Below are 21,752 nucleotides of genomic sequence, written 5' to 3' on the forward strand. Positions count from 1 at the left end.
TAGCGCCGAAAAGCGTCGAGCAATCGATCTGCGCCGGGCCGGCTGCCGTCGATGCGCGACGCTTTGTGAAAACCGAGTTCGGGAAAATGTAGACATCGTGTGCGTTTACCGGCATTATTCGCGCACAAAAATCCACGCCTGAAGGTGGGAGCGAGAAGACAGGAAGACCCGCATCGGTGACGATCGCGGGTTTTTTCTTTGGCGAAACGCGCAGCCGGGGCGACGAGCGCGCCGGACCCGGCATTCGATATGAACGATATCCCTAGCTCCACCAGACCGCCGGTAAGGCTTGCCGGGCAGCGCGCGCGCCTGCCCCGCAATCGCTTCGACCGCATGGAATGGGCCGGCGCCTTCGGCGATCTGGGCACGCTGATTCCTTTCGTGACCGCCTATATCGCGGTATTGCACATGGATCCGATGGGCATCCTGCTCGGCTTTGGCCTGCCGCTGGTGGCCTGCGGTTGGTTTTACCGCACGCCATTTCCGGTGCAGCCGATGAAGGCCGTCGGCGCCGCCGCGGCCACCGGGGCCGGGTCGATGGCGATGCTGCACGGCGCGCCAGTGATTGCAGCGGCCTGGCTGACCGGCGCCTTCTGGCTGGCTATCGGTCTGTCCGGTCTGGCCACGCGCATCGCACGCTGGGTGCCGCGCGAAGTCGGGCGTGGCATCGTCCTTGGTCTGAGTCTGGGCTTCATGCGTGATGGCGCGCGGATGATGGTTTCCGATGTCGGGCTTGCTGCCGCGGGCCTGGCCCTCGCGTTTCTTCTGCGCCGCAGCAAGGCGCTGCCGGCCATGTTCGCGCTGCTCCTGCTCGGCACTGCCTGGAGCCTGGCAACGGATGCGTCCCTGCTGAGCGAATTAGGTCACGTCGCCTTCGCGCCGCGCTGGCCGCAATGGCATGGCAGCGACTTTTCCTGGTCCGATCTGCTCACCGGCGCGATCTACCTGGCGCTGCCGCAGATTCCACTGACGCTCGGTAATGCGATCATCGGCACAAAGGAAGAAAACAACCGCTTGTTCCCGGAGCGTCCGGTGAGCATCCGCGGCATCGCCGTCTCGACCGGTTTGATCAACCTGTTTGGCGCGACAGTCGGCGGCGTGCCGATGTGCCATGGCGCCGGCGGCATTGTCGCCCATACCTCCTTTGGCGCGCGTACCGGCGGCGCATCGATCATCCTCGGTACGCTGCTCATCGGTTTGGCGTTGGGGTTTTCCGGTTCGGTGGAACTGCTGCTGCGCACGCTGCCGGCGGCGGTGGTAGGCGTGATCCTGTTCATTGCCGGCGCGCTGCTGGCCCGGGGCAATCTGCCGCGCCTGGCTGATAAGCGCAGCGCCGTGCTGGTTCTGCTGACAGCCGGAGCGGCGTTGTGGAATGTAGCCGCGGCCTTTGTGTTCGGCCTCGGTTTGGCCTGGTTGCTGAAACGGCGCGCGCGATAAAAAAACCCGCTCACTGGGGAGCGGGTTAATCCATCCTTGGGAGGGTGGAGGAGACAGGTGCAACTATAGCGGCCTGCTCGGCGCAGACGAAATTCCCATTGGCAATCTGCGTTATATGCTCCGTGAATATCACGCCGAATTGATTGCCTTTATGCCCTGATCACAGGGCGGCCCCGGCATCTCGGCTGCCTGAAAGCCATGCGCGCGTCGGCATATGGCGCTACAGCACTGATGCGCCAAACGCATAGTCAGCGCAGCTCGCGCCGGATCAGCAAAAGTCCGGGCAGCATCGGCAGCCAAACAGTAAAGCCACGCAGCAGCACCGTGGCCATCAGGCTGGCTTCGATGCCAACGCCAAGCGAGCGCAGCATTGCCACGCACGCGGCTTCAAAGGAACCCAGCCCCATCGGGATTGGACTGAGGGTACCGACGATCGAGGCTGTCACGAATGAAGACAGCGCAACGGCATACGTAACCTCCTGTCCCAGTCCCCGAAGGACCAGCCACAGGCTCAATGCGTCGAGCAGCATTTCGGCTAGCTGCCAAGCGAATTGTCGGGCCAGCACATGCAGGCGCAGCAACGCGGCCGGGGCATCCGCCATTGCCTGCAACGGGTCCACCAGGCGCGGCAGCCGCCGGCACAGGAAGGCTGCGAATGCCGCGCCCTTCCAGCGCATGCCGACCGCAGAAAGCAGCACACCGATGGCGATGGCGCTCAGGGCAAGGGTAGCGGCAAGCACCCAACGATTCAGGTCATGGTGGCTCACGAGGATGAACACGTTGACCATGGCCATGGCCATGTAAGCAGCGAAATGCGCGACCAGGTTGATCACCAGGCAGGACAGGGCATCGGCCGCCGCGATGCCACGCCGCCGCAGCGCTGCCACGACCAATGCGCTGCCGCTCACGCCGCCGCTGGGCATGGCCTGATCCGAGAACAGCTTGGCGACGGATAGCGGCACCAGCGTGCGCAGGGACAGCCTGGCGCCGAGCGCGCGCAGCGCATCGCGCCATGCGCAGGCTTCGCAGACATAGGTGCCGAACTGCAGGCACGCGGCGAGAAGCAAGCAGCCGGGCCGCGTGCGCCGCGCCAGTTCGATGAAGCTTTCGATCTCGCCGAAGCGGGAGGCAATCACCACCAGTGCCGACAGTAGCAGCACGCCAAACAGCAGCGAGGCGTAATGCAATCTGCGGGTGGCCGGCTTCGGCTTCGGATCGTTCATGTCGCCTGGTATCGATCAATGGGGTCTGCTTGCCCGGCACAGGCAAACGGGGTGCACGCGTCGAACGGTCCTGCCGGTTATGCGGAGACGGCGTGGGCACTACGCTCGTGACCTTGCGCAAGGCGGCGCAACGGCGACATGGGGGCGTTTTGTCAGGCGCTCTCAGCGTGCCGGCAGCGCCGGCATCGTGAAGCGGGCGATGTCGCCAAGGCCGAGTTCGGTTTCAATCGCGGCGACGCGTTTGACCGCATCATCGAAGCCGTCATGGCCGAAGACCTGCTTCTCGATGTCTTCGAAACGCTCGCCCATGTCCTCATACGCCTTGGCCGACAGCGCCTCCTTCCAGGCGGGAAACACCACCGTGTCTTCGCGCGCCGCATGGTTTTCATACATCCAGATGAATTCCTGCAGGGCGCGCGCCAGTGACTGCGGATCGGCAATGCGCTCGCCGCGGGTGGCGCCGATCACATATTCGGTCAGCTCGCGGCCACGGTCATGCTGCTGCTTCAGGATGTCGGGATAGCGCGCCACCGCGCCGCCCAAGCGCCTCACCGCCGGGAACACAAAGGCTTCCTCGATGCGGCGCTCGTGATAATCCTCGCCGAAGTCCCGGAACAGCTTCGCCGTCTTCGCCAATGCCTCAGGCGGCACCGAGGCCGGCGCCTGCTGCAGGCGCTGCGCGCAGGCGCCATAGACCAGCAGCGCCCTGCGCAACACGCCGTGCTCGCGCATCAGGTCTTCATTGGCTTCGACGCGCTTTTCCGCTTCGGCGGCCTGCGCGGCGGACAGCGCGGCGCCGGCAAGCGATGCCAGCAGGAAGTCTCGGCGCTTTCGCATGGCGCTGCCCTCCATGATCCGTGGGAAAACCTGCCGGGAACGGAAGACCGCGGCAGGCGCTATGCGTCAGACGAGAGGCAGGCGCCGCCGGTTCCCGCCGCCCGGACATTCAGCCAGGCGTGAACGGAACGGCCTTTTCCATCAGGGCCGGCATCTGTTCGGCCGGCGCCGGCTTGCCGAGGAAATAGCCCTGCATCTGATCGCAGTCGAGCGCGATCAGGCTTTGCAGCTGCTCGCGACTTTCCACGCCCTCGGCTACCACCTGCATGCCGATCGCATGCGCCATCGATACGATGGCGCGGAACAACTCGTGATCCTCGTCGCTGTGCAGCAGCCGTGCGGTGAAGGAGCGGTCCACCTTGAGGCCAAAGAGATCCAGGCGCCGCAGCTGCGACAGCGAGGAGTAGCCGGTGCCGAAATCGTCGACATAGAGCCGCACGCCCAGGCGTTGCAGCGCGGCGATTTCCTCGGTGGCGATGCGGCTCTCGGCCACGGTGGCGGACTCGGTGATCTCGACTTCGAGCAATGCCGCATCCACGCCATGCCGCTGCAGCGCCGCAGCCAGCGCCGCGCTCAGGCCGCCTTCATTGATCTGTCGCGCCGAAGCGTTGACCGACACTGGCAGCAGCGGCAAGCCGTGCTCGCGCCATTGCGCCAGTTGCGCGCAAGCCAGATCAATGACCTGTTCGCCGAGCGCCACGATCAGGCCGGTCTCTTCGGCCATGGGAATGAAGTTATCCGGCCCGACCAGGCCGCGCGACGGATGCATCCAGCGCACCAGCGCCTCGAAGCTGGTCAGCGCGCCAGTCTTGCCGCAGACGCGCGGCTGGTAATACAGCACCAGCTCACGATGTTCGATGGCATGTTTCAGATTCGCGGAACGCGTGATGCGATCGACCAGGCGTTCCGCGAGTTCCGGCGTGAAGAAACGATAGCTGCCCTTGCCCGCCGCCTTGGCCGCATACATGGCAATGTCCGCGTTCTTCAGCAGGGTTTCGCCGTCGCTGCCGTCGCGCGGATACAGGCTGATGCCGATCGACGCATGCACCTGGTGAGGATGGCCGTCGCCGATCATGAAGCTTTCCTGGAGCGTGGCAACGATGCGCCCGGCCACGGCACCGGCTTCTTCGACACCGGCTACCGGCTCCAGCAGCATCGTGAATTCATCGCCGCCCAGGCGCGCGATGTTGTCACCGGGTCGCAGCATTGCCTTCAGGCGGCCGGCCGCGGCGCGCAGCAATTCATCGCCGGCGGCATGACCGAGGGTGTCGTTGAGGTTCTTGAAATCGTCCAGGTCGACGAAGATCACGGCCAGGCGGGTGCCGGCGCCGCGCGCGCGCTCGACGGCAAGCGGCAGATAGTCCGTCAGCCAGTGCCGGTTTGGCAGCCCGGTCAAGGTATCGGTATTGGCAAGCCGTTGCAGCGACTCCTCGTGCATCCTGGCCGCCGTGACATCGCGCACGGTGACGGCGAAGCCGCTGCCGGAAAGCACGATGCGCCGCTGCAGCCATTGCGGCGTGCGCGCGTCTTCACCAGGCAGGCGGACTTCATCTTCGACATGACCGGTTTCGGCGGCGAGCTGATAGCCCGGAAGCAGCAGCGGCAGCGTTCCCTGGAAGTGACTGGAAAAGCGGGTACCGATCAATGCGTGGCGCTCAAGCCCGAGCGCCTCGGCCGCATGCCTGTTGCCATCCTCAATGATCAGATCTTCGATGCGTCCACCGGGCCCGAACACGGGTCGCAGCATGTAGAAGCGCTCCTGCGCGCCTTCGGTGGCAATGCGATAAGCATCCTGCACTTCGGCTACGAACTCTGCCCTGCGCCGGCGCCATAGCGCCAACCCGAGTCCGGATGCGCACAGCAGCAACAGCGATGCGCTGCCGCTGGCGCCGATGAGGAGCAATTCCTCTTTCCTCGGCGCATAGGCAGCGATGCGTTCCTGCACCGACAAACCCGCCATGGCGATGACCGGATACTCGCGTCCCTTTTGCCAGGCGACGATTCTCGGCTTGCGGTCCAGGAATTGCTCGGCTCGTCCGAGGCCGACGCCGTGGTCGGCGCGCAGCTTCGGATAGGCGTCCGACATCGGCAAGTCCGCGCCGTGATGCGCGCGGGTCCTGGCCGCAATGAATTGGCCATCGCTCTTGCGCACTGAAAGGAAATCGTCGGCAAGCATGAGCGATTCGTTCCGGGAAGCCATCAGGTACGCCGGATCGAGCGCAATGATTACCAGGCCGTCGAAGCTGCCATCGGCGGCGTCGAGCCGGCGCGACAGGATCAGCTTGGCAGTCCCGGTGCGCAGCCCCGGCACGGGTCCGGATATCAGCAGTTCCCCGGCCGCATGCGCCTGGTGTTCACGGAAATAGTCGCGATCGGCGATATTCGCCGCCGGCCGGGGTAGCGGCATGGTGCTGGTCACCGGCTTGCCGTTGCGGTCGACGATGGTGAGGAGGAGTCCGCTGGACGCCGGGACCAATCCTGAGCGCACCTGCTCTTCCAGATCCAGCTTATGGCCGGTTTCCTGCCAGTAATGCTTCAGGCTGAGCATGATGTAGTCGATCTGCTGCAGCGAGCGTTCGAGCTGATCGGCGAAAGAATGCACTTGCGCCACCGCGGCAGCGCGCATCTCCCGGTCGAGCGCATCCGTCTCGCGCCGTATCGTGGACCATACCCAGGTGCCGAGCAGTCCGGAACCCAGCAACCAGATCGCCAGCGCCGCCGCGGCGATGCCACGGTTGCGGCGCAGGAAAGCGAAAACGCCTGAGGGACGGAACGCAGCTTGAGGCGATATGGGTTTGTGCATGCTTGCCCAAGGGCCGAACGCATGGCGGGGACCACGGAAGGCGGTTGGCTTTTGGTATCAATGGCGCGGTATTTTACCGAGCTTTTGCCCCAATTTCGGGCGATCAGAGTCGTTCTTTTTCGATTATCGGTCTCAACTGGTTCAAAACCGACAAAAAAAACCCGCTCACGGGGAGCGGGTTAATCCATCCTTGGGAGGGTGGAGGAGACAGCCGCGAGGATACGGAGTTTCAGCGGATAAGGACAATTCCGAATTCCGATAGGCGACATGCGTTTATTGAATAGCACCGTCAACCCGACGGCTGTGCACGCCGACGTCCATGCGCTAACGCTGTCAGGGCCGAGACGCAGCATACCCACTCCGCCTGCAAGGAAGAACGTTCGATTAACGAGTGAAAAGTTATTTACATGAACAAAATGCAAAGTCTCGTTCCTCAGCTCAGGCTTGGAACAGGAGGCGGATGCGTACCCCTTTTGCCATGTCTTCCCACTAGGCATGAAGTTCACGCTGGCGCCGCCAGCGCTGCGGGAAAACAGCAGGGCCTCCCTACCAGAACACGACTGTCATGCCATCCAGGGAGAAAACGATGCGCAAATTCGCGAAAAGGTGTTGTATTGCCGCGCTCACCGCCGGCCTCATGCTTGTGGGCGGGTGCGGCGGGTCCTCGTCCGATGTCTCTGCGGGGGCGGGGTCCGGTGGTTCGGGCGGCTCGGGTGGATCAGGCGGCTCGGGCGGTTCGGGTGGATCAGGCGGTGCGGGCAACACCGTCATCCTGAGCGGCGTGGTGTTTTCGGATTCGATCTGCGCCAACGCCCCGGTCACCGTGTATGCCGCCAACGGCAGCGTACTGTACGAAGGCAGCACCGATGCCAGCGGCGCGTACACCGCCAGTCTGCCGGATTCGCCGGCAAGCCCGCCGCTTGCCGTGTACGCCGCCTGCGCCAACGCGGACGGCGACACCGATACCCTCGTCAGCCCGATTCCGCCCGACGCGCTCACCGGCGTCGTCACCGGCGCCGCGATCAAACAGGCGTCGAGCGGAAAGCAAACGGTGAACGTCAACTACCTGACTAACCTTCTCAGCGCCATTCTCACGAATACCAAGGATCCGACCAAGCTCGTCGCCGAAGTCAAAGACGGCACGCTGATCGTCGATGCGCAGAAGCAAACGGCAGCGCGCGCACTGTTGGGCCCGATGCTTCTGCAGGTCATAACGGCGATCAGCCTTCCCGGCTACGATTCGGTGACCACGCCTATGTCGGGGAACGTCAAAATTTCACAATTGCTGCAGACAGTGAGCATCAAGTTTGTCGAGCAGGACGATGGCAAAAAGACGGTGCAGATACGTCTGAAACTCAAAGCGGTTTCCGAAGAGGATAGTCAGCCTGTGTTTCAGATAAGCAATGTCACTTTCGCTGACGAGCAGCAGTTAAAGACAACCATCGCCGCAATCGGCAACGTCAGCATCAATGCCGCCAATCTCGTTCCTGCTGGCATCACCGAAATGATCAACGACCTGGTCGCACGGCTGAATGCCTGCGCAGCGGCGTATACCTTGAGTGTTGAAAATTTCGATAGACAAAGGCTCTGTCTGTCCATCTACCTCGACAATGACCCGGGCAAATATCTTCATGATGGATCGGACCTCGTCTCATTCTTCTTCTCCACCGCTACTGCGCCACAAGCTCGCGACATACTCGGGATCGTGCTCACGCCAGTACCGTTGACGCTCTCCGCGCCCAGATTCGAGTACCTGAGGCCAAACGGCGTCCTCGGTTTCACCGTGCAACAGAAAACCGATGCACAGACAAAAAGGTTAGCGCTGGACGCCCAAGTCGGCGCGGATGGAAAGCTTGGCCTGTCGGGCAATCAATTCAGCGCCAAATTCAGCGTTGTACCGCATGCCGAGCGACGCACATTCATCAACCAAACCGACTCGAGTTACCTGAGCACGGGTTACAGAATCGATTTGCCTTTGCAGACAGCATTCGGCGCGCCGATCACGAAGGTCGTAGTCACCCCGCCGGCCAGCCTTGTGGGCGCAACAACATTCACGCTGGTCCCCGGTGCAAACGCCATGGTTCTCGCCGCCGGCGATCCAGTCACAGGCGGGATTGGACTGCCACAAGCCAACGCCTTCGTGCGACTGCGTTCGCAATATGTGGACACAAGCGTCCGCCAGAGTCATCCGTCGGTGCGCGACAGTGCGCAAACCTTCCTAGCCGCCGATCTCGACGATGCCAGGATCGCCCTCATCGTCCCCGACGCGGAACCATGGAAGGCGGAGTTCTACGTCGACGGTTTGAGCGGGCCGGTCGGGCGGCAGTATTACCACGTGCCGGACCGCCCGCTGACGATCGCGGCGTTCAGCAAGCTGACGTTGCCGAGCCTGGAGGAAACGTCGCCGAACCAGTTTGAAACGACGCTAGCGGTGCTGCGGGGACTGCTGATTGCCGATGAACCCGGAGTTCCCGGCCGCACGATTTTGTCCGGAAGTCCGGCGCTAAACCTGTATGTCACGGGTACATCCAACGTCATCCCAAGCGTGCACGGTTTCAGGGGAACTGGTACGAGCAACCTCTATTTTCGCGATGCCTTGTCGGAAGCCATTGCTCCCAGGCAGCTAAAGACGATTCCCTGCGCCAACGGCTTCAACGGCGATGTGCATTGCTCCTCATCGGGCACAACGTACCTGGAACCGTCCCTCGGCACCGTGCTCATGACAGGCGTGGAGTTGCTGGTGGATCCCGTCAGACGTGTCGAGACGGCGCACTTCCTGAGCGTGGAGCAATTGCTGCCTTGAGCGTTTGGCCGTGCGCCATGGCGGATCGCAGCGAGCAATCGCCTGCCATCCGCCCATCCATCCAGGTTCAACCAGGAAAGTCCAAATGCGCAACAAATCAAAAACACTTTGCCTCACCGCGCGCACCGTCAGCGCGTTATTGCTTGAAGGCTGCGGCACCTCCTCATCCGATGCATCGTCGGCATCGACCAATATCAAGACCGTGAACGGCGTCGTATACGCGGAATCCGAATGCGTTGCGGTGCCCGTGACCGTTATCGCCGTCGATGGCAGCATGCTGTCCAGCACGCAAACCGACGGCGATGGCCGCAATGCTGTCGCCGTTGGCAAAGGCTACCGGCCTTGCCGCGCTCGATCCGGTCGCCACACCGATGTCGGGCACGGACCGGGACAAGATCGCCCAGGTGCTGACGGCGATGAGCATCGAATTCCTCACCGGCGCGGATGGCAAGCTCGGGCTATCCGGCACGGCTACCGTTACAGGATGTTCGTGGCGCCGCATGGCGAGCGCCGCAGTTTTCTGAATCAGGCATCTTCGAGTTATCTTTCATGAGCGTGCAGCGGTTGCTGCCTTGAACGCTTGCCCGGCGTGAAGCCCCCGGCCACCACCCCGTGGCCGGAAAGCGGAACCAAGCTCCCCGCGTCCCCATCCAAATCACACGCGCATTCCTGGAGAGCGTCATGGACATGGGCATACGGGACAAGGTGGTTGTCATCACCGGCGCTTCCAGCGGCCTGGGCGAAGCCACCGCGCGCCATCTGGCGCAGGCCGGCGCGCGGCTGGCCATCGGCGCGCGCCGCTTCGAGCGGCTCGATGCGATCGAGCAGGAGCTGAAGAATTACGGCGGCAACATCATCGCGGTGAAGACCGATGTCACCGATGCGCAGCAGGTACAGCGCCTGGTCGACGATGCGGTGAAGATCTACGGCCGCATCGACGTGCTTCTCAACAATGCCGGCGTGATGCCGCATTCGCCGCTCGAGCGCAGAAAGCTCGACGACTGGAACCGCATGATCGATGTAAATCTGCGCGGCGTGCTGCATGGCATCGCAGCAGTGCTGCCCTACATGCAGCAGCAGATGTCCGGTCACATCATCAATGTCTCCTCGGTGGCCGGGCACAAGGTGCGGCCCGGCAGCACCGTGTATGCCGCGACCAAGCATGCGGTGCGCGTGATCTCGGAAGGCCTGCGCCAGGAAGTGAAGCCCTACAACATCCGCACCACCGTCATCTCGCCGGGCATCGTCGCCACCGAGCTGCCCGACAGCGTGACCGAGCCCGACATCGCGGAAAACGTGCGCCGCATGTACGAGATCGCGATACCGGCCGACGCGTTTGCCAGGATGGTCGCCTTCGCCATCAGCCAGCCCGAGGATGTCGATGTGAACGAAATCCTGTTCCGGCCAACTGCGCAGGAATTCTGAGCGGCGCGACTGAATTTCCTGATCTGCCACGCTTTGCTTCTCCATCCGCCAAGGACCAGCGCGCAGCGCAACTGTGGCTGCGCGCCACAGCCGAGTTTGATGCGCGACAAATGCCATTGAACAAGTCCTGTATATCTCAGGAAATTGCGGTAAGACTTCGAATGCTTCGATAACACCGACACCAACACCAACACCAACCGACAAGAGACGGAGACGAGCATGAAGCAGACCACCTTGATGGCGACAGGCATGACCCTGATCGCAAGCATGCTTTCGGCATGCGGCACCACCGGCATGAATGCGCAGCCGCAGGGAGAAGCGCAGACGATGGCGCAAGCCTCGAGTCCCACGCCTACCCCACCTGCGCCAAGCGCCGCGCCCGCACCAGCGCCTGCGGCGGCACCGACAGCGCAGGCCGCTCCGGGCGACAACCTGCAGCGACTCGAAGGCTTCCGGAGCACCGGCGCATCGCTGACGATGGAGACCGTGCCGCAGACTGGCGCGCGCGCCGACGCGCTGCGCTCGAACCTGAAGAACATCAAGCTGCCGCCCGGCTTCAAGATCGATCTGTATGCGGTGGTGCCTGACGCGCGTCACATGGCCGTCGGTCCGTCCACCGGCATCGTCTATGTCGGCACCCGCAAGACCAAAGTCTGGGCCGTCACCGACCGCACCAAGACCCGCGTGGCCGATGAAGTGAAAGTGTTCTCGCCCTCGATTCCGATGCGCGTGCCCAATGGCGTGTGCTTCTCGCCGGATGGCGTGCTGTACGTGGTCGAGCACAACCGCGTGCTCGCCTTCCCGGCCGCCGAGTTCTTCTATGAAGGCCCGGACGTGGCAGCCGCGCAGGTCGTGCCGCAGGGCCAGCTGATCCCGACCACTGAGGAAAGCTTCAACCACGGTGCCCGCACCTGCCGCATCGGTCCGGACAACAAGCTCTACATCACGCTGGGCAATCCGTTCAACGTGCCGGCCAAGGAAAAGCTCGCGCTGTACGGCAAGACCGGCATGATGGGCATCATCCGCATGAACCAGGATGGCAAGAACCGCGAGGTGTTTGCCCAAGGCGTGCGCAACTCGGTGGGCATGGACTTCAATCCGAAGGACAAGACCCTGTGGTTCACCGATAACCAGGTCGATGGCATGGGCGACGACACCCCGCCGGGTGAGCTGAACCGCGCGGCCAAGGCTGGCGAGAACTTCGGCTTTCCGTATTACGGTGGCGGACATGTGCGCACCGTCGAATACAAGAACGACACGCCGCCGGCCAACGTGGTGTTCCCGGAAGTCGAGTTCGCTGCGCACGCGGCTGACCTTGGCATGAACTTCTATCGCGGCAACATGTTCCCGGCCAAGTACCACGGCGGCATATTCGTGGCCGAGCATGGCTCCTGGAACCGCACCACGCCGATCGGCGCACGCGTGATGTTCGTGCCTGTTCAAGCCAATGGCCATGCGGGCAAGGCCGAGGTGTTCGCCGACGGCTGGCTGACGAAATCGAATGAGTACATGGGCCGTCCGGTCGACGTGGCGCAGCTGCCGGATGGCTCGCTGCTGGTGTCGGACGATTACGCCGGCGCCATCTACAGGATCTCGTATGCGGGCCAGTAAATTTCTTCTGCCGCTCCTGCTTGCGCTCGCGGCGTCCGCTGCAAGCGCGCAGAGCGCTGCGCCGGCCAAGGCGGCGCAATGCTTCACCTGTCACGGCGCGGACGGCATCGCCAAGATGCCGGATGCGCCCAACCTCGCGGGCCAGAATGAAAGCTACCTGGTCAAGGCGCTCGAAGACTTCCGGTCGGGCCGGCGCGAGAACGAGGTGATGACGCTGATGGCCAAGCCGCTATCGGATGAGGATATCCGGCAGCTTGCGGCGTATTACAACGGGATCGCGATCGAGGTGAAGAAGAAGTAGGCTTCGCCGGCGCATTTTTCCGTAGGGTGGGCGCAGCCCACGCGGATAGTCAACGAACGCGTGGGCTGCGCCCACCCTACAGGAAAATTTTCTTCGGATTCATCACAATCCCGGCTGCGCCGTCACCACGCCCGCATCCACATGGCGCAGGTCGCGGATGCCGACCAGCGCCATGCAATCCTTCAATTCCTGCTCAAAGAGCCGCAGCGCGCACAGCACGCCCTGCGCGCCCTCGGCCGCGAGTCCATACAGGCAGGCGCGACCCGACAGGCAGGCATGCGCGCCGCGGCCCAGCGCCTTGACGATGTCCGAGCCGGTGCGGATGCCACCGTCGAACAGCACTTCCGTGCGGCTGCCCACCGCCTCGGCAATCTGCGGCAGCACCGAGATCGATGACGGCGCACTGTCGAGCTGGCGGCCGCCATGGTTGGAAACGATGATCGCGTCCGCGCCGACATCGACCGCGAGCTTCGCATCGTCCGGATGCATGATGCCTTTCAGGATCAGCGGACCGTCCCACATGCGGCGCACCCATTTCACGGTGTCGAGATCGAAGGAAGGATCGAACTGCGCTTCCACCCATTCCGATAGCGCCGCCACATTGCCCGCCTGCTGCACCTCGCCCTCGAGGTTGCCGAAGGTGCGGCGGCGGCTTCTTGCCATGCTGAGCAGCCAGCCCGGATGACTGCCGATGTCGAGCATGTTGCGCAAGCCGAGCTTGGGCGGCACCGACAACCCGTTCTTCGCATCGGCCCAGCGCTTGCCCTGCACATGCAGGTCTAACGTCAGCACCAGCGCTGAACAACGCGCATCGCGGGCGCGGTGAATCAGGCTTTCGTTCACTTCCCGCTTCTTCATCAGATAGAGCTGAAACCAGAACGGCTTGCCGGTGGCATCGGCCACGTCCTCGATCGAGCAGATCGACATCGTCGACAGGCAATAGGGCACGCCGAATTCCACGGCCGCCCGCGCCTCCTCGCATTCACCATTGGGCCAGGTCAGTCCTGCCAGACCAGTAGGCCCGATTGCCAGCGGTATGCGCGCCGGCTGGCCGACCATGGTCAGGTCCAGCTTCGGATCCGACACATCGCGCATGTCATGCTGGCGCAGCGCCAGCGCGCGCAGATCGCGCAGGTTGCGCTCCAGCGTGAGCTGCTGCTCCGCGCCGCCGTGCACATAGTCGAAGATGACTTCGGGCAGGCGCTGCTTCGCCATCGCCTCGAGGTCGAAGATGCTGGTGATTTCGCTGTTCATGTTCGTCTCCTTTGCGAGGTTGCGTAGGTTGGGCTGACAAGCCCAACATGGAGGCCGATCCCATGCGGACTTCCGTTGGGCTTCCTTCGGTAGGTTCGGCTGTCAGGCCCAACATCAGGCGCCTGCGGGCCGCGAACCTGTTGGGCTTATCAGCCCAACCTACGCATGGGGCCTCACAACTCCCCGCGCCCCGCCATCTCCCTGATCCTTGCCCCGATGCGCAGCGCCAGCGCCTGTATCGTCAGCGACGGATTCACGCCGCCGCAGGTCGGAAACAGCGAGCCGTCGCAGATCCACAGGTTCGGTATGTCCCAGCTGCGGCCATCGGCATTGACCACGCTGCTTTCCGGACTGCTGCCCATGCGGCAGGTGCCGAGGATGTGGCTGGTATCGTCGCTGGTCCACAGATCGCGCCCGCCCGCGGCTTCCAACATTTGCCACATGAAATCCACCGCATGCCGCTGCAGCCGCTGGTCATTGTCCGAGTAAGAGAAGATCACGCGCGGAATGCGCAAGCCGTATTGATCGGTCTCGTCGGCAAGCTCGACACGGTTCTGCAGCCGCGGCTCGGTCTCGGCCACCGGCACCAGGCCTGCCATGTGGTTGTACTTCATCATCTCGTGCCGCAGCGCGTCGCCCCACAGGTAGCGCGCGGTCGCCACGTTCTGCGCCCAGGCCCGCGGCAGCGGTCCCTGGCTCATGAATGCATAAGCGCCGTGGCAATCCTTGCCCTCGTCCGTGTAATTCCAGTGCTCGCAGACTGCGATGTTCGGCGGTCCCTTGTACCAGCGTATTTCTTCATCAAATGTTGCCCACACGCCGGGGCCGGCATGCGTGGTCAGATGCGTGCCGACCAGGCCCGAACTGTTGGCCAGGCCTTGCGGAAATTGCGGACAGGCGGAATTGAGCAAGAGGCGCGGCGTCTCGATCGCATAGCCGGCCACCACCACGTTCTTCGCGCGTTGGAAATGCCAGCGGCCGCGACGTTGGACATGCAGGCCGGTGACGCGGCCATGCGCGCCGGTCTCGATGCGACCCACCATGGCCATGTCGCGCACCTCGGCGCCAGCACGAATCGCGCGCGGTATCCATGCCACCAGCGCGCTCTGCTTGGCATTGGTCGAGCAGCCGAAATTGCAGAAGCCGCGGTACACGCAGGGCGGCGACTTGCCCGCCGGCGCCGATACCGTGGCCAGCGGCGTGGCTGCCCAGGCCACCCCCAGCCGTTCCGCGCCGCGCGCCAGCACCAGGCCGGAGGCGCTGACCTCGTGCTCGCGATACGGATAGCGTTTGCGCTTCGGTCCCCATGGATAGTTCACCGGTCCCGAGATCCGCAGCGCCGCTTCGGCCTCGTCATAAAAGGGCGCGATCTCTTCATAGGTGATCGGCCAGTCGAAGCCGTAGCCGAGCAGGCTGCGACACTGAAACCATTCGGGCCGGAAGCGCAGCGACACCATGCTGAAATGCACCGTCGAGCCGCCGACGCCGCGCCCGGAATTGTTGCCGCCCAGCGCGATCGGATTGTCGCCGCCGATGATGCGCTCGTCGGTCCAGTACAGCTTCTGCTGCTCGAGCTCGTCGGAAGCGAAGTCCTCCAGCGGCCGCCAGAATGGACCGGCTTCCAGCACCAGTACCGAGAAGCCCGATTCAGCCAGCTTGCATGCCAGCGTCGCGCCGCCGGCGCCGGAACCGACGATGGCGAAGTCGACCTCCTCGTCGAGCCCGAACTCGCGCATAGTCATCCAGCCGCCGCGCTCGAAGATGTCCGGCGCGCGGCCCTTTTCGGCGCGCGGCGTTTCCGCGTTCATCGCTCCTCCTTCGCTTCCCAGGCATCGCGCGCATCCGCGCCCAGGCGCACATAGCCGCGTGGACTGGCCGGCCCGCCGAAGCCGATCTCGCTCCATGCGGCCGGATGCGCGTAATACACGCCGGCCGCGGTCTTGACCAGGATGTCGATGAAGAAGCGCTGCGCCGGCAAGCCCTGCCACAGTGCGGCATCAACTTCATCGTGCTCGATCGCGGTAAGCACCGCATCGCGCGCCGCATCGTCGAGCGCGATGAAGTCCTTGCCATGCAGCCGCCGCGCCTCGGCATCGATCGCGGCCAGGCCGCGGCGCCATGCCACGGGCATGGTTGGCATGTTGTCGTGCCGGAAGCCTTCGCTGCGGCCGCGCGCCAGGGCATCGTCGATCCATGGCGTGATCGGTATAGGCTCGGCGCGATCCGCCTGCGGCAGCACGCGCGCGACGATGGCTTCCAGCAGCGTCCATTCGGCTTCGGTAAAGAATCGCCGTGTTGGTATGGCCACCAGCCGCTGTGTCAGCACCGCGCGGGTCGTGTCATCAAAGGACGGGCTAGCCCATTTCGCCAGCACGTCGTAATGCGGATAGGGTGTCTTCATTGCCGTGCCTCCAGAAGGGACAGCGCGGCACGACCTGCCAGCGCCAGCGCTGCGAAGGCCGGCGGCGCCGGCAGCGGCGGGCCCGACAGCAGGTTCTGGCGCGCATTGCGCCAGCCGCCCATCTGGCGCGACACGCCATACGCATGAAAGCCGACGCCGGCAATGCCCAGAACCGCGGTGACATTGAGCAATGCGCGCGCAAGCCGGTAATGCCTGCGGCGCGGCGCGGTAGCAGCACGTGCCATAGCCAGCGAGGCCAGCGGCGGCACGGTCACCGGCAGCCACATGAACGGATTCTGGAAAGCGCCGCGGAAATGCAGCAGGCCGGCTTCGGCCACCGTGCCGGCGATGCCGAGCGAGGTCAACGCGGCAAGCGCGCGGCCGGCAGGCAGGCGCAAAAGCTTCGGCCTTGTCCGCGTTCCCGCCTGGCGGCCAAGGCGCTGCGCCGCCAGGCCGAATAGGCCCGACAGCGACAGGGCTGCCGGCGCACCCAGCGGCGCGGCATAGAACAGGTTCATCCACGACAGGCCGCCGGGACGCCGCAGCACGTTGTACGCATGGAAGCCGGTGCCAGCGGCGCCAGCAGCCACGGCGCTCGCATACACGCCGCTGCGCGCGCGGCCCTGTTCAGCGCCTGCCCTGCCTGCCGCGCCGCGGGCGCCGACGACGATCGTCATCAGCGAGGACAGCAGCGGGGTCACCATGCCAGGGTTCTCGAAGGACCCGCGCCAGTGTTCCAGCGCGCTGTCGGCAAGCACCGACAAACCCAACAGTGCGGCGGCGGCATGCAGCCGGCGTGGCGACCCGCTGCGTGCATCCACGGCCTGAAAGGCATCGGATGGCTGCGCGCGTTTCCATGCACGGCTGTGTGGACCAGCCGCCGCGCTGCGCATCAATGCGATCTGCCTTGCCGCAGCAAAGGCCGCCAGGCTGAGCGTGGCGATGCCGGCGAGCCTGGCCGCGCCCGGTCGCGGCGTGATCTCGACGGCTACATGCGCGGGCTTGGCGGCGTCCATCACTCCTTGTCCCCCGGAAGGATCTTGGCCAGCACCTGCTTGGCTGCGCCGACGATGACGCCGCTTTCATCCGGATCGCCATGGACCAGCGTAGACATCAGGTTCTTCGCATCCTTCAAGGTGATATGCGACGGCAGCGGCGGCACTTCCGGGTCGGTCTTGAATTCCAGCACTACTGGCCGGTCGGCCGCCAGCGCTTCTTCCCAGGCCGCCGCGACGTTCTCCGCCCGGTCGCAGAAGATGCCTTTTAGGCCGATCATCTCGCCGAAGCGGTGATACGGCACATCCGGCAGGTTCTGCGTGGCGTCGTAACGCGGATCGCCTTCCATCACGCGCTGCTCCCAGGTCACCTGGTTCAGGTCGCCGTTGTTGAACACGCAGACGATCCAGCGTGGATCGGACCAGCGTTGCCAGTACTTCGACACCGTGATCAGCTCGGCCATGTTATTCATCTGCATCGCGCCATCGCCGACCAGCGCAATCACGGGCCGGTCCGGATGCGCGAACTTGGCCGCGATCGCATACGGCACTGCCGCGCCCATCGATGCCAGACCGCCGGACAGCGAGCACAGTTGGCCTTCGCGTATCTTCAGATCGCGCGCATACCAGTTCGCGCAAGAGCCCGAGTCACTGGTAATGATGGCTCGGTCCGGCAGGCGCGGCGACAGCTCCCAGGCCACGCGCTGCGGATTGATCGGATTGGCGCTTTGCATCGCGCGCTCTTCCAGCGTCTTCCACCAGTCTTTCATGTGGCTGGCGATGCGTTCGCGCCAGGCGCCATCGGTCTTCTGCTGCAACAGCGGCAGCAGCGCGCGCAGGGTTTCGGCCGCGTCGCCATGCAGGTTGACCTCGGCCGGGTAGCGTATCGATAGCATGCCCGGGTCGATATCGATCTGCACCGCGCGCGCCTTGCCTTCTTCGGGAAGAAACTCGGCATACGGAAAGCCGGTGCCAACCATGAGCAGGGTGTCGCAATGCATCATCATGTCGTAGCTCGGCTCGGTGCCGAGGATGCCGATCGAGCCGGTGACCCAGGGCAGATCGTCCGGCAGCGCGCACTTGCCGAGCAGCGCCTTGGCCGCACCTGCGCCGAGCCGGTCGGCAACGGCAATGAGTTCCGGCGCCGCACCGATCGCGCCCGCGCCGACAAGGATGGCCACCTTCGTGCCGGCATTGAGCACTTCGGCTGCGCGCATCAGGTCCGCTTCATACGGCACCACTTTTGGCCTGCTGTAGCCGATGCCGGAGAACACCGAGCCATGCTTGCGCGGTGGCTCTTCCCACTTCTCTTCCTGCAGGTCGTTCGGCAGCACCACCACCGCAACACCGTTCTCGGCAATGGCGATGCGCATGCCGCGATCGACGATATGCCGCAACTGCGACGGCACCTCGGCTTCCTGCACATAGTCGGCAACGTCGCTGAACATGCGGTCGAGGTTCAGTTCCTGCTGATAATGCGCACCGCGTGAAGTGCGCGGCGCCTGGCCAGCGATGGCGAAGACCGGCATGTGATCCATCTTCGCGTCATACAGCCCGGTGATCAGATGCGATGCGCCGGGTCCGCCAGTGGACAGGCATACGCCGATCTCGCCGGAAAATTTCGAATAGGCCGAAGCCATGAATGCCGCCATCTCTTCATGCCGCACCTGGATGAATTCGATGTTGCCCGCGCGGTTCAGCGCGCCGAGCACGCCGTTGATGCCGTCGCCGGGATAGCCGAAGATGCGGCGCACGCCCCAGGCATGCAGCCGTTCCACGAAGAAGTCGCCAACCGTCTTGCTCATGTCGTTCTCGCTTTGTCGAAAGCCGTTGGAATGTGGGCGCGCAGCGCGCCCGCCGTATTGCTCCTTGCTTCTCGCATGTGCCCATCTTCCCGCGGCGTCATTCGATGCTCCATGCATGGTGTTCCAGCTGGAACGGTGACAGCAGCTCATGGCCATCCTCCGTCACCGCCACCATGTTGCAGTCGCGCATGCCGCCAAGGCCGCCGATGTAAATGCCCGGCTCGACATTGAAGACCATGCCCGGCAGCAGCGGTTCATGCGAATGCGGATGCAGTTGCGGCGGCTCTTCATGATCGATCGCGATGAACCCTACGCCGTGGCCGGTCGGATGCTTGAAGTCCGCGCCGAAGCCGGCTTCATCGAGCACTGCGCGTGCGGCGCGATCGATGGCGCCGGCGGCCACGCCGGGGCGTATCGCCGCCAATGCGGCGCGGCGCGCGGCCATGATCGCTTCTTGCATGCGCGCCAGCCGCGCATCCGGCTGGCCGAGCACATAGGTACGACTCAGGTCGGTCCAGTAACCGTCAGCATGGGAATTGCAATGGATGAGTATGGTCTCGCCGCGCAGTAGCCGGCGCGCAGTGCTTTGCTGGAAGGCCGCATGGGCGTGCGCGGCATTGGGGCCGGACATGCAGTAGAAGAAGGCGTCGGCACGCGTGACATCCGCATGCCGGTCGACAGCCCGGACGTATGCCTCGGAAAAATGCTGCGCCGCTTCGCGCTCGCTTGCTCCGGCCACGAGCCGTGCCGCCCCTTCGTGAAACGCTGCAGCCGCGATCGCGCAGGAGGCGCGAATGCGTTCCAGCTCGGCGGCAGTGGGCCGCATGCGCAATTGCGCCAGCAGCGTATCCGCGGGCACGGGCATGCATGCGGGCGCGATCTCTTCGATAAGCTGGTCAAGCATGGCGCCGTACACCAGTTGCGACGCATACGAGGCTGGGAGATGCGCCCGAGCGAATTCCATGCCGATGCGCGCGCCGCCGTGCCGCGCTTCCGGCAAACAGGCATCCAGCGCCTTTGCCAGTGCCGAGCGCAAGGCCGCGCGGCCAGTGTGCATGGCATTCAGCGTTGCCGCCTGAAAGAAAAAGATGTCGTCGGCCCAGCTGTCGCGCGCCATTTTGAGCTCATCTTCCGGCACGACCAGCACCAGCTTGCCATCGGCTGTGGCGATCGCTACGGCCGCGCCAATGACGCTCGCATAACCGGAAAGCATCAGCACATTCGCGCCATGCGCGCACAGCAATGCCGATAACCCTTGCGTGGCCAATGCTTCCTGCACACGTGCGCGGCGCTCTTCGTGCGCCTTGGCCGCGCGCTGGCGATGTCCTGCTCTCTTGTCCATCGTTGTTTCACAAGCCGGGCGGCATTACGTCAACGTCGAAACGGCATGACCGCGCGCAATGCCGGGCACGGAGAATACCTATATATGTTTCGTCGAACGTTTTTTTGACAGCGCAAGGGTGGCGGAGTTCAGTGCACACAATGCAAACTGGAACGCATCTGCCGCTGGCCTATCCAAGCTGAAAGAATCATCGCGGAGAACGTCATGACTCCTGGATTCCTGTTTGCCACCGGCATTGAGAACAGCAGCCCGACAATAAACGGCGGCAGCTTGCGCATGGATGAGCTGGAGAAGTGCGGCCATTACCGCTATTGGGAAACCGACTTCGCGCTCGTGCGCGACATGGGGATACGCTTTCTGCGCTATGGCCCTGCGCTGCATCGCACCTGGCTCGGCGCCAAGCGTTACGACTGGGAATTCGCGGACGCCGCCTTCGCCCGGCTGAAGGAGCTGGAGATCGTGCCCATCGTCGACCTGTGCCATTTCGGCGTGCCCGACTGGATCGGCGACTTTCAGAACCCGGACTTCCCGGAACGCTTTGCCGTCTACGCCGCGGCGTTTGCGCAGCGCTATCCATGGTTGCAGCTCTACACGCCGGTCAATGAGATCTATATCTGCGCCCGCTTCTCGGCCTTGTATGGCTGGTGGAACGAGCAACTGCAGTCGGATGCGGCCTTCGTCACCGCGTTGAAGCACCTGGTGCAAGCCAACATCCTGGCGATGCGCGCGATCCTGGAGCAACGTCCGGACGCGATCTTCATCCAGAGCGAATCGTCGGAATACTTCCATGCCGAGAACCCGGCCGCGATCGGTCCGGCCGAGCAGATCAATGCGCGCCGCTTCCTGTCGCTGGATCTCAACTACGGCCGGCGCGTCGATTCCGAGATGTATGAATACCTGATGGACAACGGCATGACGCGCGAGGAATACCACTTCTTTCTCGACAATCATCTGAAGCATCACTGCATCATGGGCAACGACTATTACGTGACCAATGAGCACCGCGTCTGCGCCAACGGCGACACCCTCCCTTCCGGAGAGATCTTCGGCTATTCGACCATCACCAACATGTACTACGGCCGCTATCAATTGCCGGTGATGCACACCGAGACCAACCTGTGCGAAGGCCCGCGCGGCGACGAAGCGGTGAACTGGCTGTGGAAGGAATGGGCCAATGTGCTGCGGGTGCGCAACGACGGCGTGCCCATCCTCGGCTTCACCTGGTATTCGCTGACGGACCAGGTCGATTGGGACGTGGCGCTGCGCGAAGACCGCGGCACGGTGAATGCGCTTGGCCTGTACGACCTGAACCGCAATATCCGCGCCGTGGGCCGCGCCTATCACAAGCTGATCGCCGACTGGCGCGAGGTGCTGCCCACGCAAAGCGTCTGCCTGCGCATACCGATCATCATGCCCGAGGATCAGCGCGCGGCATGGTGCGACGCGCGCACGCCCCGCCGCGCCGGCCATGGCAACGAAGCCACGGCCGCGCCGTCGAATGCCTGAATTGGTCAC

General features: G+C 63.9%; 16 protein-coding genes. 7 read left to right on the plus strand and 9 right to left on the minus strand.

From position 1 onward, the window contains the following. The first annotated feature begins 249 nt into the window (after positions 1 to 249). Positions 250 to 1,437, plus strand: coding sequence for a putative sulfate/molybdate transporter (locus JJB74_RS24240; RefSeq protein ID WP_234484809.1), 1,188 nt, complete (start codon positions 250 to 252; stop codon positions 1,435 to 1,437). 248 nt (positions 1,438 to 1,685) lie between these two features. On the opposite strand, the gene JJB74_RS24245 is transcribed toward JJB74_RS24240, so the two are convergent. From JJB74_RS24245 to JJB74_RS24255, 3 genes are all read right to left on the minus strand, one after another. Next, positions 1,686 to 2,660: a lysylphosphatidylglycerol synthase transmembrane domain-containing protein gene (locus JJB74_RS24245; protein ID WP_200596289.1), complete on the minus strand. Its 975-nt coding sequence runs from the start codon at positions 2,658 to 2,660 to the stop codon at positions 1,686 to 1,688. A gap of 162 nt (positions 2,661 to 2,822) precedes the next feature. Beyond that, positions 2,823 to 3,497 carry a hemerythrin domain-containing protein gene (locus JJB74_RS24250; protein WP_200596291.1) on the minus strand — a complete coding sequence of 225 codons (675 nt, stop codon included), beginning with the start codon at positions 3,495 to 3,497 and terminating at the stop codon, positions 2,823 to 2,825. Between the two features lie 109 nt (positions 3,498 to 3,606). Continuing rightward, complete coding sequence (locus JJB74_RS24255; RefSeq protein WP_200596293.1) at positions 3,607 to 6,300, minus strand: bifunctional diguanylate cyclase/phosphodiesterase; 2,694 nt, start codon at positions 6,298 to 6,300, stop codon at positions 3,607 to 3,609. Positions 6,301 to 6,886: 586 nt separating this feature from the next. Between JJB74_RS24255 and JJB74_RS24260 the strand changes: the two genes are divergently transcribed. The 5 genes from JJB74_RS24260 to JJB74_RS24280 all read left to right on the plus strand — a co-directional run bounded on the left by JJB74_RS24260 (position 6,887) and on the right by JJB74_RS24280 (position 12,440). After that, the gene (locus JJB74_RS24260; protein ID WP_200596295.1) at positions 6,887 to 9,103 is read left to right on the plus strand and encodes a hypothetical protein; all 2,217 of its coding nucleotides are present in this window, start codon (positions 6,887 to 6,889) and stop codon (positions 9,101 to 9,103) included. Between the two features lie 85 nt (positions 9,104 to 9,188). Then, positions 9,189 to 9,656: a hypothetical protein gene (locus JJB74_RS24265; RefSeq protein WP_200596297.1), complete on the plus strand. Its 468-nt coding sequence runs from the start codon at positions 9,189 to 9,191 to the stop codon at positions 9,654 to 9,656. 128 nt (positions 9,657 to 9,784) lie between these two features. Beyond that, the gene (locus JJB74_RS24270) at positions 9,785 to 10,528 is read left to right on the plus strand and encodes an SDR family oxidoreductase (protein ID WP_200596299.1); all 744 of its coding nucleotides are present in this window, start codon (positions 9,785 to 9,787) and stop codon (positions 10,526 to 10,528) included. Positions 10,529 to 10,747: 219 nt separating this feature from the next. Continuing rightward, entirely contained in the window at positions 10,748 to 12,139 is a 1,392-nt protein-coding gene (locus tag JJB74_RS24275; RefSeq protein WP_234484810.1) for a PQQ-dependent sugar dehydrogenase, read from the plus strand. After that, positions 12,126 to 12,440, plus strand: a complete 315-nt coding sequence (locus JJB74_RS24280; RefSeq protein ID WP_200596300.1) for a c-type cytochrome — start codon at positions 12,126 to 12,128, stop codon at positions 12,438 to 12,440. Before JJB74_RS24275 ends, JJB74_RS24280 begins: the two co-directional genes overlap by 14 nt. 102 nt (positions 12,441 to 12,542) lie before the next feature. Here JJB74_RS24280 and JJB74_RS24285 read toward each other — a convergent pair whose 3' ends face one another. The 6 genes from JJB74_RS24285 to JJB74_RS24310 form a co-directional block, all read right to left on the minus strand. After that, positions 12,543 to 13,694: an alpha-hydroxy acid oxidase gene (locus tag JJB74_RS24285; RefSeq protein WP_200596302.1), complete on the minus strand. Its 1,152-nt coding sequence runs from the start codon at positions 13,692 to 13,694 to the stop codon at positions 12,543 to 12,545. Between the two features lie 173 nt (positions 13,695 to 13,867). Beyond that, a complete protein-coding gene (locus JJB74_RS24290; RefSeq protein WP_200596304.1) occupies positions 13,868 to 15,502 on the minus strand; it encodes a GMC family oxidoreductase in 1,635 nt (544 codons plus the stop codon). After that, positions 15,499 to 16,095: a gluconate 2-dehydrogenase subunit 3 family protein gene (locus JJB74_RS24295; RefSeq protein ID WP_200596306.1), complete on the minus strand. Its 597-nt coding sequence runs from the start codon at positions 16,093 to 16,095 to the stop codon at positions 15,499 to 15,501. The genes JJB74_RS24290 and JJB74_RS24295 overlap by 4 nt, the downstream gene beginning before the upstream one ends. Beyond that, a complete protein-coding gene (locus JJB74_RS24300) occupies positions 16,092 to 17,111 on the minus strand; it encodes a hypothetical protein (protein ID WP_234484811.1) in 1,020 nt (339 codons plus the stop codon). Before JJB74_RS24300 ends, JJB74_RS24295 begins: the two co-directional genes overlap by 4 nt. Beyond that, positions 17,111 to 18,895 (minus strand): thiamine pyrophosphate-requiring protein, encoded by a 1,785-nt coding sequence (locus JJB74_RS24305; RefSeq protein WP_200596308.1) that lies wholly within the window; start codon positions 18,893 to 18,895, stop codon positions 17,111 to 17,113. The genes JJB74_RS24300 and JJB74_RS24305 overlap by 1 nt, the downstream gene beginning before the upstream one ends. Before the next feature lie 97 nt (positions 18,896 to 18,992). Next, complete coding sequence (locus JJB74_RS24310) at positions 18,993 to 20,237, minus strand: M24 family metallopeptidase (RefSeq protein WP_200596310.1); 1,245 nt, start codon at positions 20,235 to 20,237, stop codon at positions 18,993 to 18,995. Positions 20,238 to 20,441: 204 nt separating this feature from the next. Here JJB74_RS24310 and JJB74_RS24315 point away from each other — a divergent pair, with 204 nt between their 5' ends. Beyond that, on the plus strand, positions 20,442 to 21,743 hold the full coding sequence (locus tag JJB74_RS24315) for a family 1 glycosylhydrolase (RefSeq protein ID WP_200596312.1): 1,302 nt from the start codon (positions 20,442 to 20,444) through the stop codon (positions 21,741 to 21,743). Positions 21,744 to 21,752 lie beyond the last annotated feature (9 nt).

The sequence above is a fragment of the Noviherbaspirillum pedocola genome, assembly GCF_016632335.1.
In the GTDB taxonomy this organism is placed as follows: domain Bacteria; phylum Pseudomonadota; class Gammaproteobacteria; order Burkholderiales; family Burkholderiaceae_D; genus Noviherbaspirillum_A; species Noviherbaspirillum_A pedocola.